Raw genomic sequence first — 14,468 nt, 5'->3', positions numbered from 1 at the left:
ATCACGGGGGCGCCTGCTCGGGCGGGCGGAGCAGCGTCAGCGCGGCGGTCGCGGCGACGGCCTGGAGCGCGGCCGCCACCACCAGCGCCGTGGCGTAGCCGTGTGCGAGGTCGGCCACCGCGTTCCGGGCCAGCACCAGGCCGAGCAGGGCGACGCCCAGTGCGGCGGCCATTTCGCGTGCCGCGGTCAGCAGTGCCGCGACCGTGCCGGAGTCCCGGCCGGCGACCGTGTCCAGTGGGTGGGCCGTCAGAGGCGCGGTGCACGCTGCCCCGAGGCCGAGCAGCACCAGACCGGGGACCCGCGACAGCAGGTCGGGCGCATGAGCGGTGCCCGCCAGCGCCAGGAACCCGCCGCCGCCCACCAGGCAGCCGGCCGCGACGGTCGCACGCACCCCGAACCACCTCGTCATGCGCACCACGGCGGGTGTGGCGGCCACCACCGCGATCGCGATGACGACGAGCGGCAGACTCGCCGCCACAGGGCCTTGGGCGAAGGCGTCCTGATGCACCATCGGGGTGAAGTAGACGGCCCCGCTGACCCCGATCCCCCAGGGCAGCAGCACCCCGACCGAACCGAGCACGGCGGAGTTCCGTACGACCTCGCGGGGGAACAGCGGTGTGGCGCTGCGCAGTTCGTGGCGTACGAGCGTCGTCAGCGCGGCCGCGCCCACGGCCACGGGCAGCCAGGACCAGTCCTGGCCCCACCCCACGATGGCCGCCGTCACCGCCGTGCTCGCGGCGACCGCCAGCAGTGCGGGGCCGACGGGGACCGCGGTGCGTACCGGATCGGCCCCGTCGTGCGCCGGCCTGCCGAGCAGGATCGCCGCGGCGGCCAGCGGCGGCAGGTGGGCCAGGAAGATCCATGACCAGTGGCCGTGCTGGGTGAGCACACCGCCCAGCCACGGTCCCAGCGCGAGCGCGGCGGCCAGGGCCGCGGTCCAGACGGCGGCCCCCAGGGGCCGGTGACGGGCCGGCAGCCCGGTGCGCAACAGCCGCAGGGTGCCGGGGACCACGATCGCGGCCCCTGCGCCCTGCCCCACCCGGGCAGCCACGAGAACGGCGGCGTCGGACGCCGACGCGGCGGCCAGCGACGCCGAGGCGAAGAGCGCCAGCCCCGCCCGCAGCCCCGCCGGCCCCCAGCGGTCGAGCAGCGGTCCCGTGGCCGGAAGCAGCCCGGCGAAGGTCAGCATGTAGGCGATGCCGAGCCACTGGGCGCCCGCCATCCCCAGACCGAGGTCGGTCCGAATGGACGTCAGGGCCGCGACGAGGACCGCGTTGTCCGCGGTGCTCACGAACGCGACCAGCGCGATGACGGTCAGCAGCCGGCCGGAGGACGGCCGGGGGCCGGGCGGCCGGGGGCCGGGCGGCCGGGCCGTCATGGCGACACCGGACAGGCCGGTGTGCCCGGTGAGACCGCGGGAGGGGCGACCGAACCGGACCGGTCGTCCGGGTCGGCGTACAGCACGCAGGAACAGCCGCCACATCTGCCTTCGCCACCACTTCCGATAACGAGCGCGCTTGATCGCCGGCCGGGGCTTATACGGCGCCGGCGCCCCCGGACGACGGCTCCGGCCGGGCCGGGCAGGTGCCGCGGTGTTCCGGGCTCCGGCTCCTGGGGTTCCGGCACCTCGGCGCCGGCGTCGCGGCGCTCACCGCCGTGTCAGCGGCGAAGACCGCCGGCCTCGGAACGAATGCACGGCGCACGTCGGACTCCTCGATCCACGGCGGAAAAGCGGAGTGCAAAAGCTAGGTGGGCCGTCACGGCGCCGAGAACGGGCCCGGGAAAAGATCGCCGCCCCGTGCCACGCGCACCCGAGCGGACTGTCATGCTCATGAGTGTCCTGGCTTGCGGTGGGGGTCGTGTACGCAACGACGACCGGACCCGGCGGCGGATCCGGTGGCGGGCCCGGTGCGCGGAGCGCGTCGAGGTGTGCCGGAAGCGGCGCTTCGGCGGCCGCGACCCGTGTCCGTGCGATCCCGCTGACGCCGATCAAGGACACCGGTCCCCATCGGTCCCCGCCGGTCCCCGAAAATGATCGAGGGCCGTTTTCGGATGCCTCCGAAAACGGCCCTGACCTGCGACTCCTATGAGTCGGGACGACAGGATTTGAACCTGCGACCCCTTGACCCCCAGTCAAGTGCGCTACCAAGCTGCGCCACGTCCCGGTGCGCTTCCCGCGGAGTTCCGCGTGATCGCGCGAACAGCACTTTACCCCACACCGGGCGCTGCGCCGAAGGGGGCACCGGCGCGGGACAATCGCCCCATGGGCAGCACAGGAGACAACGACGACGGCCGGCCCGCCGGCGTACGGGACCGGGACGCGGAGGGGCGGGCGCGTAACGCCCGGCCCCGGGACGGGCTGGGGCGGCCGCTGCCGTACGGCGCGCCCGGGGTGGAACGGCAGCCCGAGGGGGTGGTGCGCACACCGCGGGAGACGGTCGTGGAGGCGCAGGCCCTGCTGGACGCCGGCAAGCCGTTCCACGCGCACGAGGTGTTCGAGGACGCCTGGAAGTCGGGCCCCGAGGCGGAGCGCGCCCTGTGGCGGGGGCTGGCGCAGCTCGCGGTGGGGCTCACGCACGCCGCGCGCGGCAACGTCACGGGCGGCGCCCGGCTGCTGCGGCGTGGCGCCGGGGCACTGGAGGAGTGGGCCCGGGGCGCGGGTCAGTGGCGGCCGCACGGGATCGACGTCGCCGGACTGGCCGACTGGGCGCGGGGGCTCGCCGGAACCGTGGAGGGCGCGCACCCCGTGGTGGACGCGCGGGAGGCGGCGCCCCGGCTGCGGTGACGGGCGATCGAGGCGGCGGCCGGAGGCGACGCCCCGGCCGACGACGGACGGCCGGAGACGGCGACCCGGCCGCGGTGACGGAGGTGGCGCCCGGGCCGCGATGACGGTGATCGGAGGCGGCGCCCCGGCCGCAGAGGCGGCGCCCCGGCCCCAGAGGCGGCGCCCCGGCCGCGGGGGCGGCCGGTGGGATCCGGTGCCGTCACTGTCAGTGGCGTACGGCAGACTCGTGGTCGTGCGAGAGATTCATGTCATCGGTATCGGCGCGGGCGACCCCGACCAGCTCACCCTCCAGGCGGTCAGGGCGCTGCGGAGCACGGACGTGTTCTTCGTCCTGGACAAGGGCGAGGTGAAGAGCGACCTCACGCGGCTGCGCCGGGACATGCTGGACACGCACGTGCCGGAGGGGACGTACCGGATCGTGGAGGCGCGCGATCCGGAGCGGGACCGCCGGGCGGGCGGCGCGGCCTACTCCCCCGCCGTCGGCGACTGGCGCACCGCGCGCGCCGACATCTACGAGCGGCTGATCGCCGAGGAGCTGGGCGAGGACGACCGGGGCGCGTTCCTGGTGTGGGGGGATCCGGCGCTCTACGACAGCACGCTGGGCATCCTGGAGGAGGTGCTGGCCCGGGGCTCGGTGGCGTTCACGTACGACGTGGTGCCGGGGATCAGCAGTGTCTCGGCGCTCGTGGCCCGGCACCGGACGGGGCTGAACCGGGTGGCGCGGCCGGTGCAGATCACGACGGGGCGGCGGCTGGCCGAGGGCTTCCCGGAGGGGGTGGACGACGTGGTGGTGATGCTGGACGCCCACCAGACCTTCCGGCGGTACGCGCGGGAGGACATCGACATCTACTGGGGCGCCTACATCGGCACCCCGGACGAGATCCTCGTCTCCGGCCCCCTCGCCGAGGCCGGTCCCCGCATCGAGCGGCTGCGGGCCGAGGCGCGCGAGCGCAAGGGCTGGATCATGGACACGTACCTGCTGCGCCGCAACCCCGGGGACGCCTGAGGAAGGCGCGCGGGGCGGTGTCGCGGGCGGGTGCGCCCGCCCGGTCTACCGCAGCAACAGCTGGAGACCGCCGGCCACGGTGGCCGCGATGACGAGCCGCTCGAACAGCTTCTGGTCGATGCGGTGCACGGCCCACTTGCCGAGCAGCGCCCCGGGCACGACGAACACGGCGAGCGCCGCGTCCAGGAGCAGGGAACGGCCGTCGATCAGGCCGAGGCCCACGCTGAACGGCACCTTCGAGACGTTCACGATGAGGAAGAAGAACGCGGAGGTGCCGAGGAAGCCGAGCTTGCGGAAGCCCGCCGACAGCAGGTACATCGACATCACGGGGCCGCCCGCGTTGGCGACCATCGTGGTGAAGCCGCCGAGGACGCCGTAGGAGCGGGCCTTGACCCGGCCCGCCCGGGTGACCACGGCGTCGGGGTCGTCGGCCGCCTCGGCCGTGCGGCGCCGCCAGACCGTGACCCCCGCCATGAACAGCAGGATCGCGCCGATCGACGTCCGGACGACCGCGTCGTCGGCCCACACCAGGAAGAGGGTGCCGACGACGACACCGGCCGCGACCGCGGGGAACAGCCGCCAGAGCGTGGGCCAGTGGGCGTGCCGCCGGTAGGTGAGGACGGCCAGGACGTCGCCGGCGATCAGGATCGGCAGCAGGACGCCGGTGGAGGCGCGGGCGGGCAGGACCGCGGCGAAGATCGCCAGGCTCACCGTGTTGGCGCCGCTCACGGCCGTCTTGGAGAAGCCGACCAGCAGGGCGGCGAGGGCGAGGGCGGCGAACTCCCAGCCGGTGAGGTGCCACAAGGTCATCATGTTCATTGCAGGAACAGATGCTATGCGCACCTACCGGGCGGCGGTAAGCGGCGTCTCGCCTGACGGCGCACCCCGCGGGGCCGCGGCGCGTCCGCGTGAGGCCGGGCATCTCCACGGAGGGACGGACGAACGTGCGGCTAGTGCCTCTCCACCAGCACCGCGCTCCCCTGGCCCACGCCCACGCACATCGTCGCCAGCCCCCGCGCGGCACCCGTGCGCCGCATCCGGTGGAGCAGCGTGGTGAGGATGCGGGCCCCCGAGCAGCCGAGCGGATGGCCCAGGGCGATGGCGCCGCCGCTGGGGTTGACCAGGCCGGGGTCGATGCCCAGCCGGTCCACGCACGCCAGCGCCTGGGCGGCGAACGCCTCGTTGACCTCGGCCTCCTGCACGTCGTCGACGCTCCAGCCGGCGCGGGCGAGCGCCTTGCGGGTGGCGGGCACCGGGCCGATGCCCATCACGTCGGGGTGCACTCCCGCGGAGGCGCCGGCGACGTACCGGCCCAGGGACTCCAGCCCCAGGTCGTTCAGTGCCTCCTCGCTGACCAGCAGGAGGCCCGCGGCGCCGTCGTTCATCGGTGAGGCGTTGCCCGCGGTGACCGTGCCTCCGGGCCGGAAGACCGGCCGGAGCCCGGCGAGCCTCTCGTACGAGGTGTCCTCGCGGATGCCCTCGTCGGCGTCGACGACCACGCCGTCCGGGCGCCGGACCGGCAGGAGTTCGTCGTCGAAGTGGCCGTTCTCGCGCGCCTCGGCGGCCCGCCGGTGGCTGCGCAGGGCGAAGTCGTCCTGGCGCTCGCGCGGGACGCCGTACCGCGTGGCGACCTCTTCGGCCGTCTCGCCCATGGCCAGCAGGCCGTGCAGGTCCTTCATCGCGGGGTTGACCAGACGCCAGCCGAGCCGGGTGTCGACGGTCTCGACGCGGTGCGGGAGGGCGTCGTCGGGACGGGCCAGGACGAAGGGGGCGCGGCTCATCGACTCGGAGCCGCCCGCGAGCACGATGTCGGCCTCGCCGGCGGCGATCGTGCGGGCGGCGGCGGTGACGGCCTCCATCCCGGAGGCGCACAGCCGGTTGACCGTGGCGCCGGGCACGGTCTCGGGGAGGCCTGCGAGCAGCGCGGCCATGCGGGCCACGTTGCGGTTGTCCTCACCGGACTGGTTGGCGGCGCCCCAGTACACGTCGTCGATACGGGCCGGGTCGAGCGCGGGCACCTCGGCGACCAGCGCCCGGATCACCCCTGCGGCGAGGTCGTCGGGACGCACGGTGGACAGGGCGCCGCGCAGTTTTCCGATGGGGGTGCGGCGGGCGGCCGCGAAATGGACGGGACGCACGACTGGACTCCTGACCGACGGCGCCGCGGACGACGACACCGGGTGATCGGCACGGCACCGACGCCGTGGCACGGCACATTTAATTAGCACTGCTAGTTTCGGACTATAGACCGGTGCCCCGCCCCCTGGGAAGATCCCCGGGAACCCGCACCCACCCTGCCGGAGGAGACATGGCCGAGCACGTCCTCACGGGCACCCGGGGCCCGCTCACCGCCTACGAGTGGCCGCATCCCCGGCCGCGCTACGTCGCCCTGCTGGTACACGGCTACGGCGAGCACGCCGGGCGCTACGAGGGCCCCGCCCGCGCCCTGGCCGGCCACGGCGCCGCCGTGTTCGCCGTCGACCACGTCGGCCACGGCCGGTCGGCCGGCGACCGTGTGGTGATCGAGGACTTCGAGGACGTGGTCGCCGACGTGCACACCGCGGCCCGGCTCGCGCGGGCCGCCCACCCGGAGCTGCCGGTGGTCGTGATCGGCCACTCGATGGGCGGGCTGGTCGCCGCCCGCTACGCCCAGCGGCACGGCGACGGGCTCGCCGCGCTCGTGCTGTCCGGCCCGGTCATCGGCACCTGGGAACTCCCCGGACGCCTGCTCGCCCTCCCCGAGCTCCCGGACACCCCGGTCAGCCCGGCCGCGCTCTCCCGCGACCCCGCGGTGGGCGCCGCGTACGCGGACGATCCGCTGGTGTGGCACGGGCCGATGAGGCGACCGACGCTGGAGGCGTTCGTACGGGCCCTGGAGGCCGTCGCCCGGGGCGGTGACGTCGGCACGCTCCCCGTGCTGTGGCTGCACGGCGAGGACGACCGGCTGGTCCCGCTCGACGGCAGCCGGATCGGCGTCGAGCGGCTCAACGGGGGCCGTCTGACCGAACGGATCTACCCCGGGGCCCGGCACGAGGTGTTCCACGAGACCAACCGGGCCGAGGTGTTCGCCGACCTGACCCACTTCCTCGACGGCGTGCTCGCCCGGGAGGCCGGCCTCCTCGCCCCGTGAGGGCCGGCTGCCGCCCCCGGACCGGGAAGCCGGACCGCTCACCCCACGAGAGCGGACTGCCGCCCGCCCCACGGACCCAGAAGCCGGACCACTCACCCCATGAGCACGGACGGCCGCCCCACCGGACCGGACTGCCGCCCCACCGAGCCGCCCCACCGGACCAAACAGCCGCCCCACCGGGCCGAACGGACGCCCCACGGACCGAACGGCCGCCCCACGGGCCGGACGGCCGTCTCACGGCATCGGACGGCCACCCCACGGCACCGGCCCCGCCGCCGACCGGAGCGGGCGGGCCCCGCCCGCCGGGGCGCCCGGCGCCCGCCCGCACCTTCCTCCCCGCCGCACGCTGTGTTTGCGGGGATTCGCCCGGGGCACCCGCGCCCCCATGGAGTGGTGGCGCAGCGCCGTCGGCGGGCGCGAGGACTCCGGGCCGTCGTGGCCCGTGGGCACGTCCTGACCGGTCCCGCACGATGGCGCGGACGCCCGGAACGTCCGCGCCCGGAGCGTCCGCGCCCGTCGCCCCGTCGCCGCCGGCCGTCCGGCCCACGCCTTCGGGCGTCGGACGGACACCCGGCGTACGGGGAGGGGGCGGGGCCCGCGAAGGCGAAACGCGTCGCACCGCTCCCCCGCACGGAACGACGCGACTAGGAGAAACCTCGGTATGACTGTCGTGAACAGCCCGCTTCCCGAACCGGCCCGTCAGGTCACCTTCGACGCGTTGCAGAGCACCCTCGTCGATCTACTGGGGCTCTCCCTGATCGGGAAGCAGGCCCACTGGAACATCGTGGGCCCCCGCTTCCGCTCGATCCACCTCCAGCTGGACGAGGTCGTCTCGGCGGCCCGCTCCCACGCGGACACCGTCGCCGAACGGGCCGCCGCCCTCGGCCTGCCCCCGGACGGCCGCCCGGAGACGATCGCCTCGGCGTTCACGCTGCCGTCCCCGAAGGACGGCTGGCTGCGCGACGACGAAGTCGTCCGGGTGATCGCGGAGAGCCTGGGGGCCGCCATCGGGCGGCTGCGGGAGCGGATCGAGGCCACGGAGAAGCCGGACCCCGTCACCCAGGACCTGCTCATCGGCATCACCGCCGAGCTGGAGAAGCAACGGTGGATGTTCGAGGCGGAGAACTGGCCGCGCGACCACTGACCCACCCGGCCCGGGGCGCCCGTGCAACGACGGGGCCCCACCCTACGAAGGGGCACACCATGACCGACGCCCTCGAACTCGACGCGCTGTGGGAGGAGTTCCACCGCGTGGTGAACATGACCTCGCAGGAGCTGGCCGCCTGGCTGCGGGTGCGGGACGCCGGCGAGAACACGGAGTCCCTGCCCGACGAGGCGGGCACCCAGACCGGGCAGCACGTGCTGGCCATCCTCCAGAAGCGGCGCACCGACCTCACCGACGACGACCTCCGCGTGATGCACCGGGTCGTGGACACGGTGACCGCGCAGACCGATCCGGAGAGCGAGCCCGAGACCGAGTCGGCGGACGACACCCGCCGGCGTCACCGCCTGATGACGATCGGCCACGACCCGCTCAAGCCGTGAACGCCGCGGACGGACCGCCGGCCCTCACCTGACGGCCGGCTGCGGGCCGCCAATCGGGTGAGGGCCGCCGGCCCACAGCCGGCCGTCGAACCGCGCCCGCGTCCGCCCCGGTGCCCGCCCGCGACCGGCGAACGCGGCGAGCCGGACAGCGCCCCGCCGACCACGGCACCGTGCCCGCAGCCGCCCCGGTGCCGCCCGCGACCGTCGAACCGCGCCCGCGGCCACCTCGGCGCCGCCCGCGGAACCGGCCCCGCCGCCACCCCGTCACCCCAGACGGCTCAACGCGGCCGAGACCAGCGTCTGCACGCCGGGGACGACCACGGAGAGGTCCGGGGCGAACAACGGGCTGTGGTTGCCGGGCACGGCGGCCAGTTTCTCCGCCAGTTCCTCGCCCGGCGCCGCCTCCCACACCGCGGCCGGCGTCGTCGTGACGTACCAGTAGTCGTACGGCACGCCGTCCGGCGCGAGCAGGGAGAAGTCCTCGCTGCCCATCGCCCGGCCGAAGTCGAACACGGTGTGCGCGCCGAAGAGTTCCCGGTGGACGGCGGCGATCTCCTCGTCCAGGGCCGCGTCGTTGACCGTGACCGGATATCCGGGGATCAGATCGATCTCGGGCGGCACCGGGCAGCCGGCCGCCCGGCACTCCCCCTCCACGACGCGCCGGACCGCGCCGAGGACCCGCTCGCGCACCCGGGTGTCCTGGGTGCGCACGTTCAGCGAGAGCCGCGCCTCGGCGGGGATGATGTTGGGCTTGGTCCCGGCGTGGAACCGGCCCACCGTCAGCACCACGGACTCGGCGGCGGACACCTCGCGCGAGACCACGGTCTGCAACCGGGTGACGATGTGCGCGGCCGTCACCACCGGGTCCACCGTGGACTCCGGGCGTGAGCCGTGCCCGCCGACACCGTGGACGACGACCTCCAGGTCGTCGGAGGCCGACAGGGTCAGCCCCGGGGTGTGCGGGAAGAAGCCGGCGGGCCCGGGCGTGGCGTGCTGGCCGAGGAGCACGTCGGGGCGCGGGAAGCGCCGGTGCACCCCGTCCGCGCGCATCGCCGCCGCCCCGCCCTCCGCCTCCTCCGCGGGCTGCCCGACCACCACGAGCGTGCCGGACCAGAGTTCGCGGGCCCCGGCGAGCGCCTCGGCCGCCCCGGCCAGCCAGGTGACGTGCAGGTCGTGGCCGCAGGCGTGCATCACGCCGTCGACGGTGGAGGCGTAGGCGAGGCCGGTCGCCTCCCGCACGGGCAGCGCGTCCATGTCGCCGCGCAGCCACACCACCGGCCCGTCCCCGTTGGCCAGCACCCCCACCACCCCGGTACGGGCGACGCCCTCGGTCACCTCGAACCCGGCCGCGCGCAGCCGTGCCGCGAGGCGTGCGGCCGTGCGGTGCTCCTGGAAGGACAGCTCGGGATGGCGGTGCAGGTCCCGGTAGAACTCCTCCAGCTCCGCCGCCTTCAGCCCCGAGGTCACCTCGCGGGCCCGACGCGCGACGACGGCCGGCTCACTCATACCGTTCCCTCCCCTTCGGGATACCGATGTCCTTCGTGCCGATGTCCTGCGTACCGATGTCGTGCGTACCGACGTCCCGCGCACCGGGGTGGTGCGGGGCCCGGGGCGGTCAGAGGCCGCTCACCGGCAGGTCGAGCAAGCGTACGACCGTCTTGAGGACACCGTTGTCGTTGTTGGAGGGGGCCAGGTGGCGGGCCCGGCGGAGGACCTCGGGGTGGGCGTTGGCCATGGCGAAGGACCAGTCGGCGGCGTCCAGCATCCCCAGGTCGTTGAGGTAGTCGCCGAACACCACGGTCTGCGCGGGCGTGACGCCCAGGTCGCGCTGGAGGCGGCGCAGGGCCGCGCCCTTGTCGGCGGTGCGGTTCATGACGTCGACCCAGTGCTCGCCGGAGACCACGACCTGGTGGGTGCCGGCGAAGCGCGCGAGGGCGGGTGCGGTGGTCCGCTCGGCCGGCCCGAAGTCGAACAGCGCGACCTTGATGACGTCGTCGTCGACGGCGGTGACGTCCTCGACGACCTCGTGCCGGACGTAGTAGCGCGCCACCTCGGCCAGGAAGGCCTCGTCGGCCCGCTCGACGTAGGCCGACCGCTTCCCGCACACGACCGCCCCGACGTCGACGCCGTCGGCCGCGAGGCGCCGTACGGCCGCCACGACGTCCGTGACCACGCCCGGCGCCATCGGGTCGGAACTCACCTCCGCGCCGTCCCGGACGACGTAGGTGCCGTTCTCCGCGATGAAGACCATCCCGTCGGCGACCTCGGCGAACTCCCGCGCCAGCGTCGCGTACTGCCGTCCGCTCGCCGGGACGAACAGCACGCCGCGCTCACGCAGCCGGGCCAGCACCTCCCACAGCCCCCGCGGCACCCGCTTGTCGTCGTCGAGGAGGGTTCCGTCCATGTCGGTCACGATCAGACGGATGTCGGCGGCGGCGGCCGACGGCTCGGAGACGGACAGTTGGGGGGCGTGAGAGTAGGGCATGTCCTGCTTCCTGTACGGGGGGCGACCGGAATGTCACCCTACCGGGGGACCCCGTGTGCCCCGCGGGAGCGGTCTCCGCCGCACCGGTTCCCGGGACGGCGTCGATCACCCGGCGGCACCGTGGCGTACGGACCGCACACCGCGGGAAGGAACGGTGACGTGAGCGGGGCGGACACGCGGCGAACGGGCCGGCGCGGCCGGACACCGCGGCGGCGCACGACGCGCCGGTGTCCTGCTCACGGTGACGGGCCGGGGGCCGGACTCCGCCGCCGTGGTGCCGCGGTCCGGCGCGCCGGCCGTGCGACCCTGACCGGCGACCGCCCGTGCGGGCCATGACCGTGGAGGCCGTATGACCACCCTTGCCGACCCGTTGCCCGGCGGACGCCCCGGTGACGTGGAACGGGCCAGAGCCCTGAGCGGGGAGTTGTCGGGGCGCGGCGTGCACGGGGTCGTCCTGTCCTACGTCGACACCGCGGGTGTCGGCCGGGTCAAGACGGTCCCGGTCGCCGGTCTGCCGTCGGCGACGGCCTGGGGCGTCGGCATGTCCCCCGTCTTCGACACCTTCCTGTCGGACGACAGCGTCGTCACCACCGGCGTGCTGGGCTCCCCGGACGGCGACCTGCGCCTCTTCCCGGACCTCGACCGGCTGGTGGTGCTGGCCGGGCAGCCCGGCTGGGCCTGGGCACCGGTCGACCGGATCACCCAGGACGGCGACCGGCATCCGGGCTGCTCCCGCACGTTCCTGCGCCGGATCGTCGCCGACGCGGCCCGCGCGCACGGCCTGTCCTTCCGGGCGGGCATCGAGATCGAGTGGGTGGTCGGCCTGGACTCCGCGCCCGCCGGCGCGTTCGTCCCGGCGGCCACGGGACCGGCGTACGGCGCGATCCGGCAGGTGGAGGTGAGCGACTGCGCCGCGGACCTGCTGGCGGCGTGCGCGGCGCAGGGCGTGGACGTCGAACAGGTCCATCCCGAGTACGCGCCCGGCCAGTTCGAGATCTCCGTCGGCGCCCTCGACCCGGTGGCGGCGGCCGACCGCAGCGTGCTCGTGCGCCAGACGATCCGCGCGGTGGCCCGGCGGCACGGCCTGCGGGTCTCCTTCTCCCCCGCCGTCGAGGCGCGCGGGGTCGGCAACGGCGGCCACGTCCACCTCTCCGCCTGGCGCGACGGCGTGAACCTGCACGCCGGCGGCGACCGCCGCCACGGCATGACGGCCGACGCGGAGGCCTTCACGGCCGGTGTGCTGAACCGCCTGCCGGCCCTGACGGCGGTGACCGCGCCGAGCCTGGCCAGCTATCTGCGGCTCAGGCCGTCCCAGTGGGCGGGGGTGTTCACCGCCTGGGGCCTGGAGACCCGGGAGGCGGCGCTGCGGCTGGTGCGGGGCACCGCGGGCCGGCGCGCGGAACAGGCGAACCTGGAGGTCAAGCCCGTGGACCTGGCCGCCAACCCCTATCTCGCCCTCGGCTGTCTGATCGCCGCGGGCCTCGACGGACTCGCCTCGGGCGCCACCCTGCCCGAGGAGACCTCCGGCGACCCGGTGGGGCTCGACGCCGGCCGGGCCGCGGCCCGCGGTGTGCGCCGGCTGCCGGTCTCGCTGGAGGAGGCGGTGGCGGAGTTCCGTGCGGACGACGTGCTGCGGGCCGCGCTGGGCCCGGTCCTCGCCGACGCCGTGACCGCCGTACGGCGCGGGGAGATCGCGGCGGTGGAGGGGCTGGACGACGAGCGGGTGGCCGCCGCCTACCGCTGGAGGTACTGACATGGGCGCCCGGCCTACCGCCGGAGGTACTGACATGGGCGCCCGCGGGCCGGTCCACGAGGCGCTCGACGAGCTGGAGCTGGTGGACCACCACTGCCACGGCGTGGTCACCGGCCCCCTGGACCGGGCGGGTTTCGAGACGCTGCTCACCGAGGGCGACCGCTGGCCGGGCGTCTCGCCGTTCGACACCCCGGCCGGTGTGGCGGTACGGCGCCACTGCGCGCCCGTCCTCGGCCTGGAGCGGCACGCCCCCGCCGACGCGTACCTGGCCCGGCGGGCCGAACTGGGCCCGGCGGAGGTCAACCGGCGCTTCCTGCGGGCCGCCCGTACCGGCGTGCTCTGCGTGGACACCGGGTTCGACGCGCACCGGCTCACCACCCCCGCCGAACTCGCCGGGGCGGCGGACGCGATCGCCCACGAGGTCGTACGGCTGGAGCCGGTCGCCGAGGAGGTGGCCGCGCGGGGCGTCGGGGCGGGCGGCTACGCCGACGCGTTCCGGGCGGCCGCGCTGGACGCGGTGCGCCGCCCGGGGGTGGTCGCGGTGAAGTCGGTGGCCGCCTACCGCACCGGTTTCGTGCTGGACCCGGCCCGCCCCTCGGACGCGGAGGTGACGCGGGCGGCCCGGCGCTGGCTGGCGCGCGGCGGCCGGCTGGACGAGCCCGTCCTCGTCCGCCACCTGCTGTGGACCGCCGTCGACCTGGGCCTGCCGCTCCAGCTGCACACGGGCTTCGGCGACCGCGACATCCGCCTGCACGACGTGGATCCCAGCCATCTCACGGAGTGGCTGCGCCTGACCGCGGGCACGATCCCGGTGCTGCTCCTGCACTGCTGGCCCTACCAGCGGCAGGCCGCCTACCTGGCCGCCGTGTACGAGCAGGTGTACCTGGACGTGGGGCTCACCCTGCACCACGTCGGCCCGGCCCGGGCCCGGGCGGTCCTGGAGGAGGCGCTGGAGATCACACCGTTCCGCAAACTGCTGTACAGCTCCGACGCCTACGGTGTCGCCGAGTTCTACGGGCTCGGCGCGCTGGCGTTCCGCCGGGGGCTGGGCGACCTGCTCCAGGACCGGGTGGACGCGGACGAACTGGACCTGGCCGACGCGCTGCGGCTGGCCCGGTGGGCCGGAGCGGACAACGCCCGCCGGGTGTACCGGCTCCCCGACGCACACTGAAAGTATGATCAAGCAATGTCTGACATGACCGAGACCACACCCGGATGGCTGAGCGCCGACGAGCTCGAGCTGGCGCGCGCCCGCATGCCGATCCTGTACGTCGAGGCCGTGCCCGTGCGCGTCGACGACAGCGGTGAAGTGACGAGCATCGGCCTGCTGTTGCGGATCGGACCGGACGGCAATGTCAGCCGGACCCTGGTCTCCGGCCGGGTACTGCACCACGAGCGGGTCCGTGACGCCCTGTTGCGGCACCTGGAGAAGGACCTCGGCCCGGTGGCCCTGCCCCGCGTCCCGGCCTCGCTCCAGCCCTTCACCGTCGCCGAGTACTTCCCGACGCAGGGCATCACCCCGTACCACGACCCGCGCCAGCACGCGGTGTCGCTCGCCTACATCGTGCCGGTGACCGGTGACTGCCGCCCCCGGCAGGACGCCCTGGACCTGGTGTGGTTCGACCCGCAGGAGGCGGCCTCCCCCGCGGTGCAGAGCGAGATGCCGGGCGGGCACGGCTTCCTGCTGCGGCAGGCGCTGGCCCACGTCGGCCTGTCGGCCTCCTGACCGGCGTGGGAACGGACTCCGCCCTGCCGGGCCGGCGC

Annotated in this window: 13 protein-coding genes and 1 tRNA gene; 8 read left to right on the top strand and 6 right to left on the bottom strand. The window is 75.1% G+C overall.

Annotation, left to right across the window (positions count from 1 at the left end; translation table 11 throughout):
* Window position 1: 1 nt before the first annotated feature.
* Entirely contained in the window at window positions 2-1,378 is a 1,377-nt protein-coding gene (locus ACFYWQ_RS33980) for an MFS transporter (RefSeq protein WP_389521897.1), read from the bottom strand.
* Between the two features lie 713 nt (window positions 1,379-2,091).
* A tRNA-Pro gene (locus ACFYWQ_RS33975) sits at window positions 2,092-2,165 on the bottom strand.
* A gap of 98 nt (window positions 2,166-2,263) precedes the next feature.
* On the opposite strand from ACFYWQ_RS33975, the gene ACFYWQ_RS33970 reads away from it, so the two are divergent.
* Complete coding sequence (locus ACFYWQ_RS33970; RefSeq protein ID WP_389521896.1) at window positions 2,264-2,785, top strand: DUF309 domain-containing protein; 522 nt, start codon at window positions 2,264-2,266, stop codon at window positions 2,783-2,785.
* A gap of 232 nt (window positions 2,786-3,017) precedes the next feature.
* Window positions 3,018-3,791: a precorrin-6A synthase (deacetylating) gene (cobF, locus tag ACFYWQ_RS33965; protein WP_389521895.1), complete on the top strand. Its 774-nt coding sequence runs from the start codon at window positions 3,018-3,020 to the stop codon at window positions 3,789-3,791.
* A gap of 45 nt (window positions 3,792-3,836) precedes the next feature.
* Here the strand turns inward: cobF and ACFYWQ_RS33960 are convergent, their stop codons facing one another.
* Complete coding sequence (locus ACFYWQ_RS33960; RefSeq protein WP_389521894.1) at window positions 3,837-4,610, bottom strand: sulfite exporter TauE/SafE family protein; 774 nt, start codon at window positions 4,608-4,610, stop codon at window positions 3,837-3,839.
* A gap of 131 nt (window positions 4,611-4,741) precedes the next feature.
* Entirely contained in the window at window positions 4,742-5,929 is a 1,188-nt protein-coding gene (locus ACFYWQ_RS33955) for a thiolase family protein (RefSeq protein ID WP_389521892.1), read from the bottom strand.
* A 170-nt stretch (window positions 5,930-6,099) separates the two neighbouring features.
* Between ACFYWQ_RS33955 and ACFYWQ_RS33950 the strand changes: the two genes are divergently transcribed.
* From ACFYWQ_RS33950 to ACFYWQ_RS33940, 3 genes are all read left to right on the top strand, one after another.
* Complete coding sequence (locus ACFYWQ_RS33950) at window positions 6,100-6,921, top strand: alpha/beta hydrolase (protein ID WP_389521890.1); 822 nt, start codon at window positions 6,100-6,102, stop codon at window positions 6,919-6,921.
* 661 nt (window positions 6,922-7,582) lie between these two features.
* A complete protein-coding gene (locus ACFYWQ_RS33945; protein WP_389521889.1) occupies window positions 7,583-8,065 on the top strand; it encodes a Dps family protein in 483 nt (160 codons plus the stop codon).
* Window positions 8,066-8,124: 59 nt separating this feature from the next.
* Entirely contained in the window at window positions 8,125-8,466 is a 342-nt protein-coding gene (locus ACFYWQ_RS33940; RefSeq protein ID WP_389521887.1) for a DUF3140 domain-containing protein, read from the top strand.
* 264 nt (window positions 8,467-8,730) lie between these two features.
* Here the strand turns inward: ACFYWQ_RS33940 and ACFYWQ_RS33935 are convergent, their stop codons facing one another.
* Both ACFYWQ_RS33935 and ACFYWQ_RS33930 read right to left on the bottom strand, forming a co-directional pair.
* Window positions 8,731-9,972 (bottom strand): amidohydrolase, encoded by a 1,242-nt coding sequence (locus tag ACFYWQ_RS33935; RefSeq protein WP_389521885.1) that lies wholly within the window; start codon window positions 9,970-9,972, stop codon window positions 8,731-8,733.
* A 109-nt stretch (window positions 9,973-10,081) separates the two neighbouring features.
* The gene (locus ACFYWQ_RS33930; protein WP_389521883.1) at window positions 10,082-10,951 is read right to left on the bottom strand and encodes a Cof-type HAD-IIB family hydrolase; all 870 of its coding nucleotides are present in this window, start codon (window positions 10,949-10,951) and stop codon (window positions 10,082-10,084) included.
* A gap of 349 nt (window positions 10,952-11,300) precedes the next feature.
* Here ACFYWQ_RS33930 and ACFYWQ_RS33925 point away from each other — a divergent pair, with 349 nt between their 5' ends.
* From ACFYWQ_RS33925 to ACFYWQ_RS33915, 3 genes are read left to right on the top strand one after another with little or no spacing between them, the layout of a single operon-like run.
* On the top strand, window positions 11,301-12,704 hold the full coding sequence (locus ACFYWQ_RS33925) for a glutamine synthetase (RefSeq protein WP_389521882.1): 1,404 nt from the start codon (window positions 11,301-11,303) through the stop codon (window positions 12,702-12,704).
* 34 nt (window positions 12,705-12,738) lie between these two features.
* Window positions 12,739-13,875, top strand: a complete 1,137-nt coding sequence (locus ACFYWQ_RS33920; protein WP_389521881.1) for an amidohydrolase family protein — start codon at window positions 12,739-12,741, stop codon at window positions 13,873-13,875.
* Window positions 13,876-13,899: 24 nt separating this feature from the next.
* Window positions 13,900-14,430: an NUDIX hydrolase family protein gene (locus ACFYWQ_RS33915; protein ID WP_385068863.1), complete on the top strand. Its 531-nt coding sequence runs from the start codon at window positions 13,900-13,902 to the stop codon at window positions 14,428-14,430.
* The last annotated feature ends 38 nt before the right edge of the window (window positions 14,431-14,468 follow it).

This window comes from Streptomyces sp. NPDC003247, from assembly GCF_042888135.1.
GTDB lineage: Bacteria > Actinomycetota > Actinomycetes > Streptomycetales > Streptomycetaceae > Streptomyces.
The sequence above is the reverse complement of the archived record's forward strand: the minus strand, read 5'-3'. Positions and strand labels throughout refer to the sequence as shown.

Coding starts and splice junctions, on each gene's coding strand:
- ACFYWQ_RS33960 (WP_389521894.1), bottom strand. CDS start 4,610: ATGAACATGATGACCTTGTGGCACCTCACCGGCTGGGAGTTCGCCGCC.
- ACFYWQ_RS33935 (WP_389521885.1), bottom strand. CDS start 9,972: ATGAGTGAGCCGGCCGTCGTCGCGCGTCGGGCCCGCGAGGTGACCTCG.
- ACFYWQ_RS33970 (WP_389521896.1), top strand. CDS start 2,264: ATGGGCAGCACAGGAGACAACGACGACGGCCGGCCCGCCGGCGTACGG.
- ACFYWQ_RS33945 (WP_389521889.1), top strand. CDS start 7,583: ATGACTGTCGTGAACAGCCCGCTTCCCGAACCGGCCCGTCAGGTCACC.
- ACFYWQ_RS33925 (WP_389521882.1), top strand. CDS start 11,301: ATGACCACCCTTGCCGACCCGTTGCCCGGCGGACGCCCCGGTGACGTG.
- ACFYWQ_RS33930 (WP_389521883.1), bottom strand. CDS start 10,951: ATGCCCTACTCTCACGCCCCCCAACTGTCCGTCTCCGAGCCGTCGGCC.
- ACFYWQ_RS33940 (WP_389521887.1), top strand. CDS start 8,125: ATGACCGACGCCCTCGAACTCGACGCGCTGTGGGAGGAGTTCCACCGC.
- ACFYWQ_RS33915 (WP_385068863.1), top strand. CDS start 13,900: ATGACCGAGACCACACCCGGATGGCTGAGCGCCGACGAGCTCGAGCTG.
- ACFYWQ_RS33920 (WP_389521881.1), top strand. CDS start 12,739: ATGGGCGCCCGCGGGCCGGTCCACGAGGCGCTCGACGAGCTGGAGCTG.
- ACFYWQ_RS33980 (WP_389521897.1), bottom strand. CDS start 1,378: ATGACGGCCCGGCCGCCCGGCCCCCGGCCGCCCGGCCCCCGGCCGTCC.
- ACFYWQ_RS33950 (WP_389521890.1), top strand. CDS start 6,100: ATGGCCGAGCACGTCCTCACGGGCACCCGGGGCCCGCTCACCGCCTAC.